Here is a 19757-nt window from a genome sequence, read left to right on the forward strand (position 1 = left end):
GCGCTGCCCGACTACACAGTACGAGCGCTATCCGTTATTTCTCGTTTCGAAACACGAGACAGTAGTTGTGGTCGTAGCCGTAGTCGTAATTTCCGTCCCTTTCTCCCGTATCGGATGCGTCCCACCCGATCACGATTTCTCCCTCAAAGTGGAATTGGTCCGAGAGAATTCTCCCGGCGTCCCACACCAACGTCGTTACGTTCCCGTCGTTTTTCAAGTTAGAAATGTCAACCAGGAGGTGAGAGTCGCTTGCCAGGCACTCCTTGATGGTAGCGAAAGCGCGGTGGAAATCCGCCAGATACCCCTCGTAACTACCCTCACCAGTGTAGTTCTGAAACGGGTTGGTCTCCCCTTCTTCGGCCATATACGGCGGTGAGGTGAGACAGAGATCGGCGGTCGGTAAGTCGTAGGCGGGAAGGTCGAAAACGGTGCCATGGACGACGTTCTCCCCGTGTTCGATGCGATCACGGATGAATGAAACCCTGTCTTCCTCGTATTCGACGCCGTAGGGAATTCGGTCCAACTCTTCGGCGACCTTCATCGTCGTTCCGAACCCGGCGAAGGGGTCGAGAACGGTGTCACCTTCCTTCGAAAACTCCGTGACGAACACCTCCACGAACGATTCGGGTGTTCGAATGTCGTGCCCGAATTCGGACGGGAGTTCGTCGGGTTTCTCGTATTGTAATCGAAGAAACGTCTGCATAGATGCCATTTTCGAACAGATGCGATAAAAATTGACGTGTAAACGACTCGCTTATTCGCCGGGACTGTAGTTCGGCGCTTCGTCGGTGATCATCACGTCGTGGGCGTGGCTCTCCTGCTGTCCGGCGGAGGAGAGGCGAACGAACTCCGAGCGCTCCTTGAACACCGGAATCGTCTCCGCGCCGACGTATCCCATACCGGACTGCATGCCGCCGACGAGTTGGTGGAGTTCGCTTTCGAGGGTTCCCTTGTACGGTTTGGCCGCTTCGACGCCTTCGGGGACGTACTCCTCTTCGTCCTGCGGGTCGTCCTTGAGGTAGCGGCTTCCGTCGCCGCTCTTCATCGCGCCGACACTGCCCATGCCGCGGTACTGCTTGTACTTCTTGCCCTCGATGGTGATGACGCGCCCCGGAGCCTCGTCCGTCCCCGCGAAGTACGACCCGAGCATCACCGCGTCAGCGCCCGCCGCGATGGACTTGATGGCGTCGCCGGAGTAGCGGATGCCGCCGTCCGCGATGACGGGAACGTCGTGTCGGGTCGCCACGTCGGCCACCTGCGAGATGGCGGTGATTTGGGGCATGCCGGACCCGCTGACGACGCGGGTCGTACAGATGCTTCCGGGGCCGATACCGACCTTCAGACCGTCGGCGAAGTCCACGATGTCCTCGGCCGCTTCCTCCGTCCCGATGTTTCCGACGACGACGTCGGCATCGACCGACTCCTTGATTTCCCGCGCGCCGTCGATGACGTTCAGGTTGTGCGCGTGCGCACAATCGATGAACAGCACGTCGGCACCCGCCTCGTCGGCGGCGATTGCACGGTCGGTTTCGAACGGTCCGACGGCGGCCCCGACGCGGAGGTGGCCGTCGTCGTCGCGGACCGCCTCGCCGTACTCACGGCGCTGGAGGACGCCCTGCATGGTGACGAGGCCGGTGAGGTGGTTCTCCTCGTCCACGATGGGGACGCGCTCGATTTTGTGTTCGTACATCAGTTCGAGCGCCTCGCGGGCGGTGACTTCCTCCATCGCGGTGATGACCTCGTCCGTCATCGCCTCCTGCACTTCGTCCTTATCGCCGACTTCGAGGTACGGGCGGATGTCGGTGCCGGAGATAATGCCGAGAACTTCGTCGTCCTCGTCCACGACGGGTGCGCCGCTGACTCCTTTCCGCGCCATCATCGTGTCCACCTCTCGAACGGTCTGTTCGGGGCTCGCGGTGACGACGTCACGAATGATGAGTTCGTCCGCGTGTTTGACGCGTTCGATCTCTTCGACCATCGCCTCGACGTCCATGTTTCGATGGAGAACACCCAGTCCACCCTGTCGCGCCATCTCTATCGCCATCTCGCTCTCCGTGACGGTGTCCATCGCCGCGGACAGGACCGGCACGTTGAGTTCGACGTTCTTCGAAACGCGAGACTTCACGTCGGCGTCGTCCGGTTCGACGCGGCTTTCCTTCGGACGCAGGAGTACGTCGTCGAAGGTAAGTGCCTCAGGTACCCGGAGTTTCTCGGAAAACGGCCCGTCGTTGTGAGAATCGTTCGCCATGTAATCCGAACGAAGCGGCCACTGAAAAACGTTGCGAGATTGTGCTTGACTGACGTGGTAATCGTTGGATTGTATACACACATATGCGTATCCCACCGATTCATGCCGAAAGAGGTAAATATTGCCACTGAAAGACAGTCGGTGAACGACTCTATTCGGCGAAAAACAGCAGGTATGATTCCGGTTTTCACATCCATTTCACGTCGCATGGGGTCATCTCTCACGCAACACTTAAGCAATAATCGACAATATTTGTGGGTATGGACTCTACCAGTCTCATGGCACAGTGTATTGCAGGTCGGACGAGCGGCGACTCTTTCGCTCCGATTGCAATTTTTGCAAAACTGTGCACAACACTGGTAGGAAAAGGATTTGCGGGAAATCTTCGACCGAAGGTAGGACGTCGGTCGCACCACAGATACCATCACCCCTCGCCCACGGGTCAGGGTCATAGTCACTAGTCGATGAGCAGTTCCCAACACCCAGTCGCCTACCGCTTAGAGCGACAAGTAGGTGGCGCAACGAAACTGCTCGCGACCGTCATGGGACTTCCCCTCGTGGACGGTATCTTCCCGGCGATGGTTCTCGCCGGAGCGTTGAGTTCTCCGGTCGGAATCATCCAAGTCGGCCTGCTCGTCTTCGGCGGAAGCGCAACCGTCGCGGTTATCCTCGCCGAGATGGACGGAACGCCCGTCGAACAGGCGACGAGCGTTCTCGCGGTCGGCGTCGGTATCATCGCGCTCGCGGCGGTGGAAGCGGCGTTCGCGCCGACCATCGAGAGTGCGCTGAACATGGAGATATTCGAGCGCTTCGCCGCGTTGGTCATCGCCGCCATCGCCGCGAAGACCGCGAGTGCTCGCATCGGTGAGTACCTTCCCAGCCCCGGAATCATCATCGGACTGGGGATGCTCGCCAGCCTGCAACCGTCCGGCTTCGAACTGAAGACGACGATAGACGCGGCCCACGTCCTCCCGGCCGTCGCGGCGGCCGGAACCGGCGTCGGCTTCGCGCTCATCGTCGCCCTCACCGCGCCGTGGCTCCGCGGCGTCGTCGACATCGACCGTTTCCGCTTCGGCAGCGCGGTCGCACTGGGCGTCCTGCCCCTGTCGATACTTCAGCTCGCACCGGGCCGCGCCCCGTTGGCCGTCCTCGCGGTCACGTGCCTGCTGGCGCTCGAACCCGGCGACCACATGGAATCGGCCGTCGAAGCGGCCGAACAGTCCGTTGCCAACCCGGAACCGGTCGAAGAATCCCACCCTCGACCTGCCGACAGCAACACCGCGGTGACGGACGGCGGCGAGAACTCCGACCTCACCGAGGGCGAGGACTCCTCGGCCGCCTACGGCTACCCCGGCGAGGAGGACGGCGACGAACGCCGCCCGTGGCTGTAAGGTCGGCCCACTTCGACTTGCGGCTGTAACGTTTTTCCCTTCTCCTCTCCGTGGTTTTCACATGCCGGATAATCGCGTCGTACAAGGACGGATGGTGACGCCGAAGCGACTAGCGGAACTGATAGAGGACGACACCGTGATGGAAGCCGACCGAATCGAGGACGCCGAACGCGAGTGCCCCGACTGCGGCGGCGACGTGCTTAAAGTCGGGTACATGCCGAGCGTGACGGCCTTCGTTACAGGGTATAAATGCCAAGACTGCGAATGGGGGACGCGAGAGGAGTAGAAATCGAAACCCCTTTAGGTCGTTTCGACCAATCACAGTTCGCGGGGTCGTGGCCAAGCCAGGGATGGCGACTGACTCCAGAGGCTATGCGCCCGGGACGAAACTCCAGCTGATATACCGAGCGAGTGACTGATCATCGCTCGCGTTGACGACCCTCTGGAGTTCCGAGGCGCACCGGAGATATCAGTCGATCGGGGGTTCAAATCCCTCCGACCCCATGCTGTAAAAAAGTCTTACTAAGCTTTTTAGAACCACTAACTACAGGTAAACCCGTTAGTGGTAGGCCCCGATATTCGGAGGTGTCGGTTGGATGGTAGTCCGACTCCCGTCCACAGCACCCTCCGAGCGGACTACCTGCGATTACTGCGACGCTCACGTAACCGCTGACTTCCGCCGAACCTACGGTACCGAAGAAAGCCGGGCGAAGCGGTGCCCTGAGTGTGATTCGTGGGCCCGCATAATGCGCGGTTCTGCGAGCGGGAAAGATGTCGAACATCCCGACCCACAGGTCCACGCCGCACGGCGAGGTGGAAAACAGCTCCGCGAAAGAGTTGCGGACAGCGGGAGGGGATCCACGTGACCTCTCTCGAAGAGTTCGGTGTCCGTAGTTGGCCGCCGCTCCGGGAAATCGTTCGCGACGATCGCGGTACCGTCATCTGTCCTGTCGATGGCACTCCTATCGATTATTCCTATGGCAGAATCGACGTACCCGTAGTTCGACTCGTCGACGAAGAGCTTCGCGACGCGTTCGACGACGATGTCGAGACGGTTCGGTCGATCGGCTACCGAAGTCCGTTGGATATCCTGATTCCGGAAACAGTCAACGGACCCGATGCGTTGGGCTATACGTACCATTGGGTCGGGGCTCGCGCAGAGTACACAACCGGCGAACACTGGATTCCCGTTCGTAAAGCGGACCTTCCGGCGATAGAACGTACTCCCGATTCCGGCACCGACGACGAACAGCGAACAGAGGTCGCGAACTGGGTCGAGGACGACTGCGACGTCTACATCGGTCGTGCTAGTGGCGAAGACGGTAGCGAGATTCACCTCTTGAACGCGGACATCGGGCAACGAGGGTGGCTCGGAAATCCGTATCCGGCCGAGCAGTACGGACGAGACGAGGCCATCGGGATGTTCACGAACGCGCTGCTGCTCGAACTGGAGCAGCGTCCGGCGCTTCGAACCGCTCTCGTCGAGCGCTGTCGCGGGAAGACGTTGGGGTGTCTGTGTGGTTGTGCGAACTCCGACGAAAAACGCTGCCACGGCGATGTAATCGTCCGCGTCGTCGATGACCTACTCGTCCGCCTCGAGGACGGTGGTCGCGAATGAGCGTCGTCCGTAACTCGGACTGGGGTGAGACGGGCGTCAATGCGACGATCACTCGATGGCCTGCCCGGTCGGTCGATGACGACGAGTGCCTCTGGCACGACGCTCGGACAGTCGATCCGATAGTGACCGAGAATCGGTCCCTCACGGTCGTCGAATCGGACGTCCCGATCGAGGTGAAGGTTGCCGCCTATCGCGTTGCCGATGGCGATTCATCGCGACGAGGGCGCTTCAAAATCTGTCGCCGGAACCACGAGCCACTTCTGAACGCTCAGGGCGAGTACGCCTTCGGCGTTTACGACAAGGACGGCGAAGCGGGAGATTCCGACGCCATCATCCGACTGTCACTCGTTCCGGCGTTCGTCGTCGATTCGTTGATCGACGGCGTTTGGTCGCGCTGTGCGGACGGGATCGACGCGGCAACGTTGCCGTGGTCGTCGGTGTTCGATCCGCAGGAGGTGAATCGATGAGCGTCGATAACACCCGTCCGGACGACCCACGGCACTCACTCAATACGGAGTACGCCGAGCTAACGTGGCCCGCTCCCGTCGAGCACGGTGGCGGCGGACAGTTCCTCCTGGACGACGTCGCGAACAGCGCCGTCGATACGTCGTTGTACGACCGTCTCCGAGAGCTGTGGTACGACGTCGTCGACTCACCGGAGGACGAACCCGTACACGTCGGTACGATTTCCCAGGATGACGGTCAGGACGACCTCGCCGTCCTCTTCCGCTCGTCCAAGTGGCGGGCGGGCGAAGGAACGGGCGACGCATACAAGCCGTTCTTCAAGTATCATCTGACGCTCCGCCCGATCGGGCCAACCGGCGAGATAGAACACGGCCGGACGCCACTTCGGGCGTGCTCGCTGACGATCATGCCGTATCTGAAGGGACTGGTTCAACCCGACGGCGAACCGCTTCCGCTCCAGTACGGTCCCGGAACGATGATTCACGTCAATTCGACGTGGGTCGCGGAACACGGCCAACTCGTCGACCGTGCGGCCGACGTTATCGATGCAACACTCGACGACTATCGGTTCGACCGCGAATTGATCGTCGAGGACAGCCAACGCGGGTGGAAAGTCGAGGACCACCACCGCTTCGACGAACGATACATCGAGGACGTCGTCGAAACGCTCCGGCGCAGCGAGGACCTGATCGCGCTGGAGAACGGCGAGCTATCCGCGCTCGACGGCGAACGCGGGAAACACGGCTGGAGCGAGTACAAGTTCTCGACGAGCCGGTTCGATCTGCTCGGAGTCAAAGACGCAGCCGACGTCCTTCCGCCGAAGGCGGAGATACTGCTGAAGTGCTACCTCCCGGATCACCCGGAACGCCTCGAGTATCCGATGGACCAACCCAAACTGGAGGCGGCGCTCATCACGAAACAGGGCGAGCGAAAGCCCCACTTCGACGAAATCCCGGCGATTCACCACGTGCTGAAATCGGTCGTCCTCTCTCACTTCATCTGGGCTGGCGTCCCGAAGGACGCGATTCTCGCCGACGACATGTCGCTCGGACCCGACGCGGAGCCCTACGAATGGGAGCATCCGCAGAACCGTCGCGAACAACTCCAGCAGTGGTACAAATCGAAGATTCCGGATTTGTACGCCGAGGCCACGCGCACGTATCGCGACCGGGCCGGCCTGACCTACGACATCCTCCAGATCCTCGTCGAAACGGCCGGCGCGACGTACAAGGAACTCGTCGAACGGACGGGTGCACGGTATTCCACGGTTCAGCGACAAGCACGTCGACTGGAGGATTTGGGACTGTGCGAACGACTCTCCGGACAGCAAACGCTGTTGACCTGGTCGGCTCCCACGATGGGCGAGCACGCGGCGGACGTCCTCGAGGACGTCAACTCCGGCGACACACCAGCGGATCGGCGGAAGCGAGCCGACGAGCGTCGCGACGAACTCGAAGAGTGGCACGACGCCCACGAAACGGACGATGAAGAAGGAATCGAGGAACCAGAGAACGGTAACGAGAGCCATCGCGAGCAGCGGCGCTTCGCCGGACTCGACGAGCTGAATCGGATATCCGTGGAGCATCTTCCACCGCTTGTCGATGCCGATCGGTTAGGACTCGACGAGATTCGAATCCACGTCGACGCGGATCCCGCAATCTCGTAGCGGAGACCGCGTTCGGCGTTCTCTTCTCGATAGCGACAGCTACGCTCGAACAGCCGCATTTTCGCGGTCGTGAATCCTTACTTGTATTATTGTCCCACAGTGTATGATGTGCTGTCATCAATTTCACTTTCACCCGGCTGTTGACGGTGAAATGGTCGAGCTATTCTACTCGAATTATGCTGTATTCCGTCCTAGTCCCGATCGCGAAACACCCGATATCCGTTCGTAGCACCGCCACGAGAGCCGTTCTGCTTCCGGGTGGTCCGAAGCTGGGTTGCTAGACCCCCTCAGCGCTATGTGCCCCTAAGGGGGCAGGACAATAACGCGGCGCGCAGAACGCGCGCCGCTACCGCCACCGCACCGGAACACACGAGAGAGTCGCCACGCTCGCCGCACACGGACGGTATCCCGGTAGTAAAGAGTGGCAACGGTGGTTACGAAAATCGCTTAGGAGAGTCCGAAGCGAGCCACATAACCATACACGCGGTTCGTCAGCGAACCGTGGGAGGAACTTGTCAAGTGTGGCGATTCGATAGATAACCACATGAGGAGAAGGAATGTTGGTATTCACCCCAACATCTTATTATGATGGGCCGCATACCAACAAACGGAGATGGCAGATGATGACCTGGAAATGCGTCGGACACGAGAATTCGACGGCTACGTTGAATCCATCCTCATTCGAGACGCCCCAAACCACCCTCAATATCCCTGCGGGTGGAAATACCGACTCCACTTCGGGACGCTCGACGGCGAAACCATCGTCCGCTTCGATAACGCGCATGAAACATCGAAAGGCCATGAACGACATACGGGGGATGAAGTCGAAATCATCGACTTCCCGGGTATGGCCGACCTGTATCGACGGTTCGTCCGCGAAGTCAACGAGTACCGCTAATCAACACGCGACAAAGGCAAGGATATGAGCGCAACACTACACATACAGATCGAATCGACCGACGACTTCCACGAGGATACGCTGGACGCAATCGAAGCGATGGAACGAGGAGAAGAGCCGGAACACCGCCACGTGTTGAGTCTCCAAGACGAGGCGGACCTCCAGCGACTGTTCAGCGACAAGAACCTCGAACTTCTCCGCACGATCCGTCAACAAGAACCATCAAGCATGCGCGAGGCAGCGCGTTTGGTCGATCGAGATATCAAGGACGTGAGCCGGAACTTGAACGAGCTAGCAGAGCTCAATGTCATCGAGTTCGTGCAGGAAGGGAGATCGAAGCGGCCGGTCGTCAACTACGACGAGTTCGACATCCACGTGCGGCTCGCCGCCTAATCCCCCGTGCTACAAGGAGGATCGTTCAGGGCTTTTCGTCCCGATTCGATGTCCTTTCCAATCGTTTTGGCCGTTCTGGACAATCACGCAGAGCGCGTTTTACGCGCCCAGACGGAAGTACCCTGCCTACAACGATCCGGCATCGAGAAACCGCGTGATACCCTCAACGAGCCCGAACGCAGCGTCGAGGTTGATATCGACGACATTGCTCGCGAGCAGCACGGCGATCAGGACGGCAAAGACTGAGCCCATACGAATCCAGCTTGCCATGAATGCGCCCGCATGTAAGGCGTGACGGGAGTAGTAAGCGACGCTGACGAGCGTGACCACGAGTGCGACCGGGACACCCGCCGCGCCGACGATGTCGAGGGCTGCGCGGACGACTCCCTTGACCAACAGCGGTGCGAGGACGACGTCGATCATTTGAGACGCTCGCCCCCGATCTCGACGATAGTCGTATAGCCTCGGATAAATCGGACGTAGAAGTAGTACGCGAGCGTCCCAGTCGTTATCAGCAGTACGACAGGGATCACACGCCCGACGTTCTCACCGATCGGCCCGAGCAGCACACCCGGACTGATTCCTTCGCCCGCAATGACGAGCGCAACGAGCGCGGTCGCTGCCGTCCCGCCGAGGACGATCTCGTTGCTTTTGAATTTCCGCGAGAGCAGCAGCGCGACGCCAGCGATCGCGAGGACTGCGACGCCGATCACGACTGGAATGCTGTCGAGCAGTCCGCCGCTCGACGAGATCGGGACCACGGCGGCGTTACTCCCACTGAAACTCCCACCACTCGACGACGAACCACTCTCGTCGAGCATGATCCGCAGTGTTTCCTCGCTGTCGTCGTCAAGCAGCTCGACCGTCCCGTCAGCGGATTGTGCATCGCGGACGACGTCGTTCGTGTTGGAATAGAGGACGTAATCCTCGCCCGTCGTCGCGTCCAGCCAGCGATACGCGACGCTGTCGCCCGCCGTGTCACCGGGGTGAACGTGAAAAGCGTTCGTGTCGGGATCCGTCACGTCGATCAGGACGTCGCCCTGTGGAGATACCTCCAGCGGCAGCGTTTTCACGCGCGCTGTCGAGCCATTCCCGGCGTTCGGCGTATAGATCCACTGTGCGCCGTTCTCCAGGTGTTCGGTGTACGGCGCTGCTCCCTGCCAGCTCTCGTTTGTGAGATAGTGGAGCCGCTGGCCGTCCGCCGTTCCGCCGACGTCGATCGCGAAACCGGGCTCCCGGTCCGTGATCTTGATTTTGCTGTTGAGTGCGTCGCCGGGCGCTGTCGGCACCAATACGCGAATCGCGCCGTTGTCAACGTCGACTTTCGATCCATTCACCCGGACATTGAGCGTCGTCTCGGCGCCGACGTCGTCCGGATGGATATGGAGTGACCCCTCGTTGAAACCCCAACTCGGTTCGTTCCACATCGATCCGTTTCGCTGGACGCTGACGTTTCGAATACGGACCACATTCGACTGAAACGGAATCTCGATATCGAGATCTGTACGCGCGCTTGCGTACGTTTTGCTAATATTGTAGCGTTCCGTCCATTTCTCCGCGATGTAGTCGGTTGTTTGTTGATCCAGCGCCATATGTCGATAGGACAGCCCTACCTTGCTGCCGGGGGCATCGCTCGATAGCGACGATCCGACCGTCACATTTACTCGATTCGAACCAGCACGGAGCCAAGACACATTTGTCGAGAGAACCGCAGTCTCGCCATCGGGAAGTTGTCCCGGATAACTCGTCATATGTCCGTTCACTTCGACCGTTGGATCTTCGGTCACTGTTCGCTCTCTCATAGCGAGATCAATGTCGATCGTCCCACTACCGTCGAACGACGCTGTCAGTTGGCTCGCGGATGTCGTGAGGTCGAGCGCCGCGCTCCTCGTATCTCCGTCCGACAGGTCCCCAACATCGACTGACGTGCCATCGTCGGCAGATATGGTGAGATTTTCTGGGAACCCAGAGGAAATCGTTGCCGTTCCAAACCCGTCGTTCGAGTCTCCTCCCTCGAAGCGTATCACAACGTCATTGCCGTTTGTCGGGATCGACATGCTCGTGTTCTCCCCATTATAATTGACTGTCCCGTCCGCATCGTAAATCTCTCCAGACCCGACATGATATGTGTCTGATCCAACGTCGAGATAAACATCGTAGGCATAGGGGCCATTTTCCGGGGTTCCTGTGGATGAATCTTCAACGCGCCAGGACACTTCACTGATAGTCGATGGTGGAGAGGAGAATGTATAGCTCGAATGACGGTAATTGTCATCTGGCTTATTACGCGATATTTGTTCCCCAGTGACGTTAACAACCGGATCTCCGGATAGCCCTGTTGGGTCCATATTCCCGCCAACAGAGATTAACATGGAGTCTCCATCCGACAGCCCAATCGCACTTTCATTGTCCCATTCGTTCGATGCTGTCCCCGTCACACTGATGTTGAAATCGCTCGCCGCGTCCAGATCCGCCAACTCATATGAGTAGCTGCTCCCGTTGTTTGCGGGTTGGGCGTCAATCTCGACCCGCCCACTGAACGTCACGGTATTCGTCGAGAAATGCGGGACGTAGAACTTAACGAGCGAGCCTGCGCGCTCGATATTCGCGCTCCACCGCTCGCCGCTGGAGTGTCGCCCCGTCACGCGCTCGGGGATTTCTCCATACGTCCGGAGGAACAGACTGCGTGGGATCGCGATCTCTCGCCCTCCGTGATTCACGTCGTCGCTAATCTGGACGACCAACTCGTCTGGGGCGGCGATTTGTTCGCCGTTTGTGTCCCTGACCTGCGCGCCCGTCAGCAGGACGATTTCCGTCGTTGATGCATGGCTCGAGGCCATGAACGACGAGCGATCGATCACCGTACTGCTCGCGTTCGGACGCTGATCGTTGACGTTGCTCGACGGCAGCGTGACGAGCGTCCCGCCCGTCGACGCGGCGCTCGCGATCGGTGCAACACTACTGACGAGCAACAGCACGACCAGCAGCGTTGAGAGTCCCCCGCGCCAGCTCGATTGCGCTCGCATTATGCGCCACCTCGCTTGCCTTCTCGCGCACACGGGGGGACCCTACCGCGCCCATCCGATACGCGCGCGTGCGTAAACGTCGGTTTTTCCGCGACTCCATGCGACCCGTCCCATCTCGGTTTTCTCCGTTCGCTTTTCAAAAATTCGCGACTCATCGTCCCACCTTGATCATCAGCTTGTAGTCGTGTGGTGTCGGCATGTCCCGCCACGCGAAGGGCTCGAAGTTCGTTTCCGTGTACATCAGCCCCTCGCCGACGGACATGCGACTCGTCATGTCGGTGTTCATCGGAACTGTTCGAAATCCGACGACGTCGCTCGCCTTCGTCGGGTTGGCTTGCCCCGGCATCTGAATTCGCCAGCGCAGTTTGTGACGGATCATCTGGTGGATGTCCGTCTCTCCGTGCCCGAAGGCGTTGATCGTCAGCCCGAACTTGCGGGCGTCAACCCAGACGTCTTTGAGCAGCTCGATCTTCTGGTACGTGGCGAACGTGTCCTTCTGCGCCGACTGTGGCGCGATATCGCCGATCTCGTCGGCAGTCCACGTCGTCCAGTGGTGCGGACCGTGCTCGACGCGTGCGAGAACCCACGCGAACCACCAGTGACCTGCTGGGTCTTCCGGCGCGAACAGTCCGCGTCCGGACGGCGTATCGTACGTCTTCTCGTCCGATTCCTCGTAGATCTCCTGACAGCCGCGCATCTTCGGATCCGGATAGACGACGTTGATTTGCGCTGGTTTGAGGATATCCTGATTCAGCTCCAGCGGATCCCGATAACGGACGACCTCGCGGACGATCCGGTCAAGGTCTCCGACGTCCAGTTCGATGGCAGGCTGTGTCGGATCCTTACTGACGAGCCGCGCCGTGATCGGGACGCCCGCCGGAAGACACAGCCTCGTCCACGGTGCGAGTGCGAGCCACTCACTGCGGCTCGACGAACCGCGCCAGACGACCGTGCTGCCGTTCGCTTCGATATCGCGTAGCGCCAGATAACAGGCGAGCGTCGATTTCCCGGTACCGGGTTTTCCCGTCGCGAGAACGTCCGTCCCACCCGCTTTCTCGTCGGCCGGCGGGTCCCACGACTTTTCGAGGTAATTCGGGATCACGGTCGGGTAGGAGAACGCACTTCGGTCCCACGGCGCGAGCCCGAAGTATCGTCGCATGCTGTCGGCGTCCGTGTGACGACGCGCGTCTCCCGTTATCTGTCGGGTGTTTCGACGCGGCTCGTCGAACTGTGCGAGCGCGTGCGATTTATCACGCGCGTCCGTGCTCGTTCGAGTCGACTCCGATAGCCGCTCTTGGATATTCGTAGAACTCATAGTTGTGTCGGTGTCTGGCGTTTGCGTTTGGCGTCCGCGACCTCGCCTGCTCGTCCGGCAAGGACACGCACCCCGCGATTCATGGCTGGTAAGAGATGGACGGCGGCGAAGAGTTCGCGAGCAGACTCACCGTCGTCGGAGAGCAACAGCGCCCGTGTGAACCGTTCGGTGACACAGCGCTCGACGAGGTCTCGGTCAGTTCCCGACGTCCTCGAGCGCGCCGCGCGGATCCACTCCGGCGGCTCGATTTCATCGACCTCGCCCCACGTCGCCAGTTCGACGTAGCGTCCCCACGACAGGATATCCTGCGTATCGTCGAATCCGGCGAGCAACTGCGCGAGCGCCGTCTGTTGCCACTGCTCCAGTTCGGCGAGTCCGGGACGCATTGCCGGGTGTCGCTGTCGTGCTGGCGCGTGGGCGTCTTCGTCGACGTCCGCGTCGTCGATATACTCCGTCGCGTCCTTCCGGAGTTCACGAAACGCCCGATGATACGCCGGGCGGAGCTGTGTCGCGATAAAGCGTCCCCGAAGTTCAGTAACGGTGTCCTCCGGGAGCGAGCGCTCGCGAACGGCGGGCGTCAGTAGCGCTGCCAGCAGTACTCCTTGGCGTTGGTCGTCCCGAACGTCCAATACGAACTGCCGCGCGAGCTCCCAAAAGACGCGCTGTGGAAGCTCGCCGAGCGTTCGAATCGCGAGGCGTTGGAGCCATTCAAGAACCCTTCGCCGCGAGTCAAAGCCCAATTCCAACTCGCGCTGGAGCGCCTCGATGTCGTTCGTGAGCTTGATCAGCGCCGGGCGATAGCTCTCGGGTTCTTCGACGATGTCGTCCGAATAATCGCCGTCTCGCTCCCCGACAACCGCGTCGAGCACGTTTCCCGACGGGAGAATCGCGTCAGTCATCGGCAGGCGCTCCCGAGCCGGACGGCCCGTCGTCGCTGTCGTCGGGGTTGATTCCGGCGGAGATGTCGAGCCCGAGCATCTCGCGGATCAGCGTGTCGTCCCGGAGTTCGACGACGTCCTCGACGTCTTTGCTCGACTTGGCGCGCTCTTTGTACGTCTCTTTGCGAGCGTCGTCGAGCGTCGCCGCGTCGTCCATCTCCTTGCTCGTCAACATCGTCGTGACGTGAGCACTCCGCTGATGGGCGCTCGCGGGCTCGATTTTCGCGTGTCCGCTGCGGACGTCCAAACTCATGACCGCCACGAAGGCGAGTCCGAGCCATCCGAGCCACTTCAACGCCGGAACGTGCAGCCAGCCCGCATTGACGACGAGCAGCCCGAGTGCGACACCCCCGAGTTGGAGGACGAGCGACGCCGGTCGTTGGAGTGAGAGGGATTCGGGGCTGTAATCGACGATATCGTCGACGTTCGGATCGATCCAAACCACGCGGTCGTGGCGCGTCGTTCCGTCCGCCCGAACTTCCGTCTGTGCCATATCGCGCGCGCCTTGGAGCGGTGCGGAGCCGCCCAACACCCGCGCGAGGAACTTGAACGGTCCCGATTTCACGATCGACAGCGTCCCGTCGGAGAGTTCCGCGACCGTGTGTTCCGCCAGTTCCAGGTAAACGGCGTCTTTCGCCGAGTCTCCCGACGCGCTGACCGCATCGGTCACGACCGGACGGACGAACAGGAATTTCTGGAGACGGTCATCCTGTCCTTCGATCCACGGAATCGTGAGTAACGCGACCGTCACGGCGGCGAGGATCTTCGGCCCCTGAACGAAGAGCGTCGATACCCCCTCATAGTTCCACAGCAGCGCCAGAAAGCCACCGACTCCGATCAGAAACGCCCACGTTCCGAGCCCTAAGCCCGGACCGCGTCCGGCACGTTTGACCGCCCATAATGCGAACGCCGCGCCGACAAGTCCGAAGAGGATTATCCAGACCACGTAGTTCTTGACGAGCCACCAGAGGCGCTCTCCGGCGGTTTGTGTCGTCACGGTTTGCGCCGTCGCGAGCGATTTGTGCGTGAACGTCCAGCGCGCCGTGTTGCGGTTGTCCGCGATCCACATCGTCACGCGGACGGGACGTTCGTAGTGGCCGCGCAGTTCGACCGTAGCCGTATCAAATGCGCTCGCGAAGGTGACTTCTTTCCGCTCGACGGTCTGATTCAGCGCGGCGGGTTCCGTGACGGTCGTCCCGTTTCGTGCGACCTCTTGTTCGCCGGGCGTCCAGTACACGACGACGAGTTCGTACGTCCGCTCGTCGGCGCTTCGTGGACCCTGATAGTGGAGTCGAACCTCGTTCGTGTTGACCGTCTCGCCGGAGCGTAGCAGTTTCTCGACGCGCCAGTCCTCGCTGCCACCGTCGCGCAGCGGGTTGGTGTGTTCGCGGTCAACGTAGACGGCGGCGTCGTCCCCGAGCCACCGGAGCGACGGCGCTGCGCCCGAGACGTGTGTCCCGCCGTTACGGAGTTCGCCGAGCCCGTACGTCGCGTTCGTCTTCGTGTTGTCAGCAGCGCCGTCCGCCGAAACGACGAGCGCGCTCCCGACGAAGGACGTGACGAGCAGCAGAACGACGAGCGTCCGAGCGACGCCACTGACGCCACGCATTTAGAGACCCTCCGGTCGATGCGGATCTGGTGACTCCGTCGGCGCGGGATCCTCGTCGATGTCCGGGAGCGTCGGCCCGGCGTACCAGCGCTCCGACGCTTCGCGACAGTGTGGACACTCGTAGTCCCGGTCTGTCGCACAGCGGAGCCGTATCACGCCCTCGTACACGACTTTCAGCGTGAAGAGCCAACACGCTCCCGTGAGCCCGACGCCGACGATGTCGAGCGGTCCGGTGAGCTGCTGGACGGTTATATAGCCCATCGCGAGCGCCATGACGCCGCCCAGCAGGGTCATGACCAGATCGCCTTTGAGTTGCTCGTCATCGACGATTGCATGCAGTCGGTCAGCGGGCGGATCATCGACGGCGTCGAGCGTCGTCCACATCTCCTCGACGCGGTCCGCTGGCGTTCCCAGTTCGACTTTCATGTCTGGCGCTCCCTCCAGATCGTTCCGACGATCAGAAACAGCGCGACGATTCCGAGCAGCTGGAGCGTCGAGAGCGAAACGAATCCCGCGTTCGAGACGACGCCCGTCAGTCCCGTCGCGACGCCGCCGGAGAGAACCGGATCGGTCGCGATCAGTTCGACGATACGCCCACCGGACATGGCGAGCTGCTGGCCAATGGTCGTGAGTAGTGCGATCAGGACCAAGGCGAGCGAGCCCGCCGCCCCGATGAGGCCGCCCGTGGCGGTCGTCGAACGTTCGCCGACTTTCTCGACGGTGTCCGCCCACGTGTCGGTTTGATCCCGCTCGTCGAACGTCCAGTACGCGAGCAGGAACACGGCGAGAAACCCGACGATGTAGGCGAGCATCCCATCGAGAACGTCGAGCCCGAGCGACGAGCCCAAAATCCCGAGTAGGATCATCGCCGTCCCCCGTGTATGCGCACGGTCCCTTCGGGACGACGCGCGTGGCGCTTTTGTACCGATGCTCCTTCCGCTAATCGTGTCTGTGAATCGTGAATCATGATAAGTTCGTGAAGATGGATTTCAGTGCGCGATACAGCTTCGAGCCGCCGTAGAGTACGGCGAGAACTATCGCGACGGGCTCCAACCACGCCGCGAGTTCCGGGGAAACCTTCGGTGCGACCGTGAACGCAAACACCGATACGCCGCCGAACAGCGCTCCCGACTGTGCGACGAGCGCCGTCCATAGCGAAGCCAGCAGCGGGAGATGGAGTACGCCACCGGCGACACCGGTGATGGTCGTCGCGAGCGTGGCGGGGTGTCGAAAGATTTCGCGGAGGGAGAGCGACGAGTCCGCCATCACTTGCCCTCCAGCAGCGTTTGGATTCCCGAGAGAACGGGAACGCTGTCCGACAGCGCTCGTGCTACTCGCCACGCCAGTGCGGCGATGAGGACCGTTGCACCGAGATAGACGAGCGGACCCAGCGGGCCTGCAATGTCAGCAGTCTCCGCGAGGACGTCGAACCCGTCCGATGCGAGCCCGGTCAGCGTCGTCCCGACGCTCCCGAAAGCGGTGGTCGTTTCGTTCCCGGCGTAGGTCAGGCCGTCCGTGACGGCGGTGATTCCGTCGTTGATCTGATCGGCGATTCCGACGGTCGTTCCGACAGCAGCGCCGAGCAGGAACTCGGTGATTCGTCCGAAGACCCACTTCCGCGGTCCGCCCGCTTCGGCGATCTGTGAGCCGAGCGCCGCGAGTCCGCCACCGTCGCCGTCGTCGGAATTCGAGCCGGAATTTCCGCCGCCCGACGATGTCGTCGAGTTGCTCGAGCGCGTCGCGGGATTAACCACTCCAATCCCTCCCTTTGACGAGAAGGTACGCGAGCGCGAGGATGAACAGTACGGCGACCCAGTACGCGAAGGGGCCGAAATTCCGAAGGAACGAGTTCAGCGCGCTCCAGACGCCACGCTCGACATCCCCGAGCCCGGTGGTGACTGTCGTCGTCAGTGACCGGATAAACCCCGATACGCCCTGTAAAGGCGAGATCAGGAACGCCTGAAAGAGCCCCTCGATCAGATTCGCCATGCCGTCGCCGAACGCTGTCGCAATAATCCCCGTAACGAGCGCGGCGAGCCGATCGAGACGGATACTCGTACCGTCGTCGTTGGTCAGCAACTCCATCAGTGTCTCCGCCATCGTTACCCCCGTAACTGCGGATTCGCCGATGGTCGCGCCGTAAAACGTGCCTCGTGCATCTCAGTCGTCCTCGTTGTTGCCGATGATCGGAACGTCGAACGGGATTCCCGGCACGAGGTTGCCCGTCTCCTCTTCGGCGGTGTAGCGAGCTACGACGAACGCGCCACCGACGACCACGCCGACGGCGATGATGTACGTGAACGGGCCGAACTGTGCCCATACGCCGTTCTGTAACGTATACGCGCTTTGCTGACCGCCTGCCGAGAGGATCTTTCCCGGTGGCTCCAGAAACCCGCCGATCAGGATTCCCGCGCCTTCGGCGAAGCTATCGAAGATCGCGATCGGGACGTCGACGAACGCGCCGACGAGGTCCGCGATGCTGTAGAAGACCGCGATCACGGGCAACAGCAGCGCTTTCGGGACGACGTTTTCGAGCGTCCCGCCGTCCACGTCGGCGATGTTGTTCAACTTCTGGATCCAGCGACCCATCTCAGTTTCCTCGCATTCGGAAGAACCCGAAGACGGTCGCGACGGCCGCCGTGACCCACGTCCAGATGGACGACAGGATTCCGCCGCTCGTCCCGACCGGACCCGAACCGGAGCCGCTCGTGTCCTTGAGCTTTCGAACGTCGTCCGACTGAAGGAGAATCGTCGCGTGGAACACGTAGCCCGAGCCGGGCGAAATCGTCGCGTCGAGCTCGTGCGTTTCGCTGACGGCGTTGTAGTTGTTCGTGACGTCGCTGTACTTGCTTTCCGAGACGTTCGACAGCTTCGTGTCGTCCGCCACGCCTTCGGCGAGTTTGACGCCCACGTAGCGCTGGTTAACGTACTTCTGTTCGGCGTTCAGCGTCAGCCCTTGATGGGTGAGGTCGATCGCCGCCGGTATCTCGAGCCGGACGTGCATGTCGAGTTTCGTCGGGTAGCTCGCGTAGTTGTCCGCGTTCGAAAACTCGACGCTGACGTCGTCGTTTTTGGCGTCTTCGGCGGAATAGATCACGCCGTTGATCTCCAAATCGTGAACGACCGCGTCGGCGCTCCAGTCGCCCATGCTGTCCAGCGTGGTCAGCTCAACGACGCCGCCGTCGGTTTCGTAGCGCGTGACGGATTCCGTTTCGTCGTCGCTGTCGTTTTCCTGCAGGGTCGTTCCGAGGACGAGCTTGCTCTTGCGTTCGGCGTCGAGCCCGACGAGGGAGACGTCGGCGCTGCCGTTCTGGGTCGCGACGACGAGCTTGGTGATCGTGTCGAGCGAGCCGTCGCCGGAGCCCGCAATCGACGCACCGGCGAGCTTCTGTTGCGTGACGATTCCCGAGCCAGTCTGGTTCCACGTCACGGCCTTGTAGTCGCCGTCCGCGTCGACCGCGCGGAACTGCACGCTCGCACCCGCGTCGATGCTGTTGACGTTTCCGACGACGAGCAAGACGCGCTTGTTCGCGTCGTCGAGCGAGAGGTCGGAGTACGTCGCCGTTCCGCTGGAGCCCGCGAAGTTGATTCCCTCGACGTCCGTGTTCGTTTCGCTGACGGTCAGCCCGGACGTCGTCCAGTCGCCCTGATCGAGGACGGCGGATTTGTTCGTGTCGCGGGGGAACTCGGTCAGCGCGTCGTCGCTGACTTTGTCGAACCGAACGCCGAACTGACTCTCGACGGAGCTGTTCAGATGGGCGGGCAGCGCGACGATATCGCCGTCGTCGTTGCTGTAGTCGAGCGCGCCCATGTTGCTCATGTTGTGGGTCGCTTTGGTGAGCATCTGCTCTTCGATGAAGGGATTCGGCCCGGCGTCGTAGTTGATCGCCGTGTTGCCGACGGCGCCGACGACCGTCGAGCTCGCGAGCAGCACGATCAGGAGAACGCCCAGTCGTTTCATCGCTCACCTCCGTCGGATGGCTGAGACGAATCGGAACAATGCTCGTTCTGACTCTGGTAATTTTTCCAGTCGGTCCACCGTATTCGTGCCTCCGAAAAGGAGGTTGTTGGGCGCACTCGCCCGTTTTCCCGTGTCATGGGTTATTCACTCGACCGGTGCGACCGGTCGTGAATCGGCTATTGACCACTCTATTGATAAATAGTAAATTCATAGAGAGTTTCTGCGATGA

General features: G+C 61.0%; 22 protein-coding genes and 1 tRNA gene. 9 read left to right on the top strand and 14 right to left on the bottom strand.

All coding sequences use genetic code 11. The annotated features are described in order from the left end of the window. Window positions 1–34: 34 nt before the first annotated feature. Together LJF34_RS04250 and guaB are read right to left on the bottom strand one after the other, a co-directional pair. Window positions 35–703, bottom strand: coding sequence for a DNA methyltransferase (locus LJF34_RS04250; RefSeq protein ID WP_231183475.1), 669 nt, complete (start codon window positions 701–703; stop codon window positions 35–37). Between the two features lie 51 nt (window positions 704–754). Next, on the bottom strand, window positions 755–2248 hold the full coding sequence (guaB, locus tag LJF34_RS04255) for an IMP dehydrogenase (protein WP_231183477.1): 1494 nt from the start codon (window positions 2246–2248) through the stop codon (window positions 755–757). Between the two features lie 464 nt (window positions 2249–2712). Between guaB and LJF34_RS04260 the strand changes: the two genes are divergently transcribed. The 8 genes from LJF34_RS04260 to LJF34_RS04295 all read left to right on the top strand — a co-directional run bounded on the left by LJF34_RS04260 (window position 2713) and on the right by LJF34_RS04295 (window position 8679). After that, window positions 2713–3639, top strand: coding sequence for a DUF5794 domain-containing protein (locus tag LJF34_RS04260; RefSeq protein WP_231183479.1), 927 nt, complete (start codon window positions 2713–2715; stop codon window positions 3637–3639). A 61-nt stretch (window positions 3640–3700) separates the two neighbouring features. Beyond that, complete coding sequence (locus LJF34_RS04265) at window positions 3701–3925, top strand: DUF5795 family protein (RefSeq protein WP_231183481.1); 225 nt, start codon at window positions 3701–3703, stop codon at window positions 3923–3925. A gap of 43 nt (window positions 3926–3968) precedes the next feature. Then, a tRNA-Trp gene (locus LJF34_RS04270) sits at window positions 3969–4143 on the top strand. 358 nt (window positions 4144–4501) lie between these two features. After that, window positions 4502–5257, top strand: a complete 756-nt coding sequence (locus LJF34_RS04275; RefSeq protein ID WP_231183482.1) for a DUF4326 domain-containing protein — start codon at window positions 4502–4504, stop codon at window positions 5255–5257. Beyond that, on the top strand, window positions 5254–5724 hold the full coding sequence (locus LJF34_RS04280; protein ID WP_231183483.1) for a hypothetical protein: 471 nt from the start codon (window positions 5254–5256) through the stop codon (window positions 5722–5724). Before LJF34_RS04275 ends, LJF34_RS04280 begins: the two co-directional genes overlap by 4 nt. Beyond that, the gene (locus LJF34_RS04285) at window positions 5721–7388 is read left to right on the top strand and encodes a winged helix-turn-helix domain-containing protein (RefSeq protein ID WP_231183484.1); all 1668 of its coding nucleotides are present in this window, start codon (window positions 5721–5723) and stop codon (window positions 7386–7388) included. The genes LJF34_RS04280 and LJF34_RS04285 overlap by 4 nt, the downstream gene beginning before the upstream one ends. A gap of 613 nt (window positions 7389–8001) precedes the next feature. Beyond that, complete coding sequence (locus tag LJF34_RS04290) at window positions 8002–8286, top strand: DUF6516 family protein (protein ID WP_231183485.1); 285 nt, start codon at window positions 8002–8004, stop codon at window positions 8284–8286. Between the two features lie 24 nt (window positions 8287–8310). Further along, window positions 8311–8679, top strand: a complete 369-nt coding sequence (locus tag LJF34_RS04295; protein WP_231183486.1) for a hypothetical protein — start codon at window positions 8311–8313, stop codon at window positions 8677–8679. A 126-nt stretch (window positions 8680–8805) separates the two neighbouring features. Here LJF34_RS04295 and LJF34_RS04300 read toward each other — a convergent pair whose 3' ends face one another. Both LJF34_RS04300 and LJF34_RS04305 read right to left on the bottom strand, forming a co-directional pair. After that, window positions 8806–9102 carry a hypothetical protein gene (locus LJF34_RS04300; protein WP_231183487.1) on the bottom strand — a complete coding sequence of 99 codons (297 nt, stop codon included), beginning with the start codon at window positions 9100–9102 and terminating at the stop codon, window positions 8806–8808. Continuing rightward, window positions 9099–10337, bottom strand: coding sequence for a hypothetical protein (locus tag LJF34_RS04305; protein WP_231183488.1), 1239 nt, complete (start codon window positions 10335–10337; stop codon window positions 9099–9101). Before LJF34_RS04305 ends, LJF34_RS04300 begins: the two co-directional genes overlap by 4 nt. Before the next feature lie 903 nt (window positions 10338–11240). Between LJF34_RS04305 and LJF34_RS04310 the strand changes: the two genes are divergently transcribed. Further along, window positions 11241–11501: a hypothetical protein gene (locus LJF34_RS04310; RefSeq protein ID WP_231183490.1), complete on the top strand. Its 261-nt coding sequence runs from the start codon at window positions 11241–11243 to the stop codon at window positions 11499–11501. 355 nt (window positions 11502–11856) lie between these two features. On the opposite strand, the gene LJF34_RS04315 is transcribed toward LJF34_RS04310, so the two are convergent. The 10 genes from LJF34_RS04315 to LJF34_RS04360 all read right to left on the bottom strand — a co-directional run bounded on the left by LJF34_RS04315 (window position 11857) and on the right by LJF34_RS04360 (window position 19528). Next, window positions 11857–13020, bottom strand: a complete 1164-nt coding sequence (locus LJF34_RS04315; RefSeq protein ID WP_231183492.1) for an ATP-binding protein — start codon at window positions 13018–13020, stop codon at window positions 11857–11859. Next, window positions 13017–13919 carry a hypothetical protein gene (locus tag LJF34_RS04320; RefSeq protein WP_231183493.1) on the bottom strand — a complete coding sequence of 301 codons (903 nt, stop codon included), beginning with the start codon at window positions 13917–13919 and terminating at the stop codon, window positions 13017–13019. The genes LJF34_RS04315 and LJF34_RS04320 overlap by 4 nt, the downstream gene beginning before the upstream one ends. After that, entirely contained in the window at window positions 13912–15567 is a 1656-nt protein-coding gene (locus LJF34_RS04325; RefSeq protein ID WP_231183495.1) for a hypothetical protein, read from the bottom strand. The genes LJF34_RS04320 and LJF34_RS04325 overlap by 8 nt, the downstream gene beginning before the upstream one ends. Further along, entirely contained in the window at window positions 15568–15993 is a 426-nt protein-coding gene (locus tag LJF34_RS04330; RefSeq protein ID WP_231183497.1) for a hypothetical protein, read from the bottom strand. After that, window positions 15990–16433 carry a hypothetical protein gene (locus LJF34_RS04335; protein WP_231183499.1) on the bottom strand — a complete coding sequence of 148 codons (444 nt, stop codon included), beginning with the start codon at window positions 16431–16433 and terminating at the stop codon, window positions 15990–15992. The genes LJF34_RS04330 and LJF34_RS04335 overlap by 4 nt, the downstream gene beginning before the upstream one ends. A gap of 97 nt (window positions 16434–16530) precedes the next feature. Beyond that, window positions 16531–16833 carry a hypothetical protein gene (locus LJF34_RS04340; RefSeq protein WP_231183500.1) on the bottom strand — a complete coding sequence of 101 codons (303 nt, stop codon included), beginning with the start codon at window positions 16831–16833 and terminating at the stop codon, window positions 16531–16533. After that, on the bottom strand, window positions 16833–17321 hold the full coding sequence (locus tag LJF34_RS04345; RefSeq protein ID WP_231183502.1) for a hypothetical protein: 489 nt from the start codon (window positions 17319–17321) through the stop codon (window positions 16833–16835). Before LJF34_RS04345 ends, LJF34_RS04340 begins: the two co-directional genes overlap by 1 nt. Then, window positions 17314–17667 (bottom strand): hypothetical protein, encoded by a 354-nt coding sequence (locus LJF34_RS04350; RefSeq protein WP_231183504.1) that lies wholly within the window; start codon window positions 17665–17667, stop codon window positions 17314–17316. The genes LJF34_RS04345 and LJF34_RS04350 overlap by 8 nt, the downstream gene beginning before the upstream one ends. A gap of 60 nt (window positions 17668–17727) precedes the next feature. Further along, complete coding sequence (locus LJF34_RS04355; RefSeq protein WP_231183506.1) at window positions 17728–18156, bottom strand: hypothetical protein; 429 nt, start codon at window positions 18154–18156, stop codon at window positions 17728–17730. 1 nt (window position 18157) lies between these two features. Continuing rightward, a complete protein-coding gene (locus LJF34_RS04360; protein ID WP_231183508.1) occupies window positions 18158–19528 on the bottom strand; it encodes a hypothetical protein in 1371 nt (456 codons plus the stop codon). Window positions 19529–19757 lie beyond the last annotated feature (229 nt).

The sequence above is a fragment of the Haladaptatus sp. DYF46 genome, from assembly GCF_021083305.1.
GTDB lineage: Archaea > Halobacteriota > Halobacteria > Halobacteriales > Haladaptataceae > Haladaptatus.

Coding starts and splice junctions, on each gene's coding strand:
- LJF34_RS04310 (WP_231183490.1), top strand. CDS start 11,241: ATGCGGGACGTAGAACTTAACGAGCGAGCCTGCGCGCTCGATATTCGC.
- LJF34_RS04350 (WP_231183504.1), bottom strand. CDS start 17,667: ATGGCGGAGACACTGATGGAGTTGCTGACCAACGACGACGGTACGAGT.
- LJF34_RS04315 (WP_231183492.1), bottom strand. CDS start 13,020: ATGAGTTCTACGAATATCCAAGAGCGGCTATCGGAGTCGACTCGAACG.
- LJF34_RS04295 (WP_231183486.1), top strand. CDS start 8,311: ATGAGCGCAACACTACACATACAGATCGAATCGACCGACGACTTCCAC.
- LJF34_RS04340 (WP_231183500.1), bottom strand. CDS start 16,833: ATGGCGGACTCGTCGCTCTCCCTCCGCGAAATCTTTCGACACCCCGCC.
- LJF34_RS04330 (WP_231183497.1), bottom strand. CDS start 15,993: ATGAAAGTCGAACTGGGAACGCCAGCGGACCGCGTCGAGGAGATGTGG.
- LJF34_RS04260 (WP_231183479.1), top strand. CDS start 2,713: ATGAGCAGTTCCCAACACCCAGTCGCCTACCGCTTAGAGCGACAAGTA.
- LJF34_RS04265 (WP_231183481.1), top strand. CDS start 3,701: ATGCCGGATAATCGCGTCGTACAAGGACGGATGGTGACGCCGAAGCGA.
- LJF34_RS04325 (WP_231183495.1), bottom strand. CDS start 15,567: ATGCGTGGCGTCAGTGGCGTCGCTCGGACGCTCGTCGTTCTGCTGCTC.
- LJF34_RS04250 (WP_231183475.1), bottom strand. CDS start 703: ATGCAGACGTTTCTTCGATTACAATACGAGAAACCCGACGAACTCCCG.
- LJF34_RS04360 (WP_231183508.1), bottom strand. CDS start 19,528: ATGAAACGACTGGGCGTTCTCCTGATCGTGCTGCTCGCGAGCTCGACG.
- LJF34_RS04335 (WP_231183499.1), bottom strand. CDS start 16,433: ATGATCCTACTCGGGATTTTGGGCTCGTCGCTCGGGCTCGACGTTCTC.
- guaB (WP_231183477.1), bottom strand. CDS start 2,248: ATGGCGAACGATTCTCACAACGACGGGCCGTTTTCCGAGAAACTCCGG.
- LJF34_RS04320 (WP_231183493.1), bottom strand. CDS start 13,919: ATGACTGACGCGATTCTCCCGTCGGGAAACGTGCTCGACGCGGTTGTC.
- LJF34_RS04280 (WP_231183483.1), top strand. CDS start 5,254: ATGAGCGTCGTCCGTAACTCGGACTGGGGTGAGACGGGCGTCAATGCG.
- LJF34_RS04300 (WP_231183487.1), bottom strand. CDS start 9,102: ATGATCGACGTCGTCCTCGCACCGCTGTTGGTCAAGGGAGTCGTCCGC.
- LJF34_RS04355 (WP_231183506.1), bottom strand. CDS start 18,156: ATGGGTCGCTGGATCCAGAAGTTGAACAACATCGCCGACGTGGACGGC.
- LJF34_RS04290 (WP_231183485.1), top strand. CDS start 8,002: ATGGCAGATGATGACCTGGAAATGCGTCGGACACGAGAATTCGACGGC.
- LJF34_RS04285 (WP_231183484.1), top strand. CDS start 5,721: ATGAGCGTCGATAACACCCGTCCGGACGACCCACGGCACTCACTCAAT.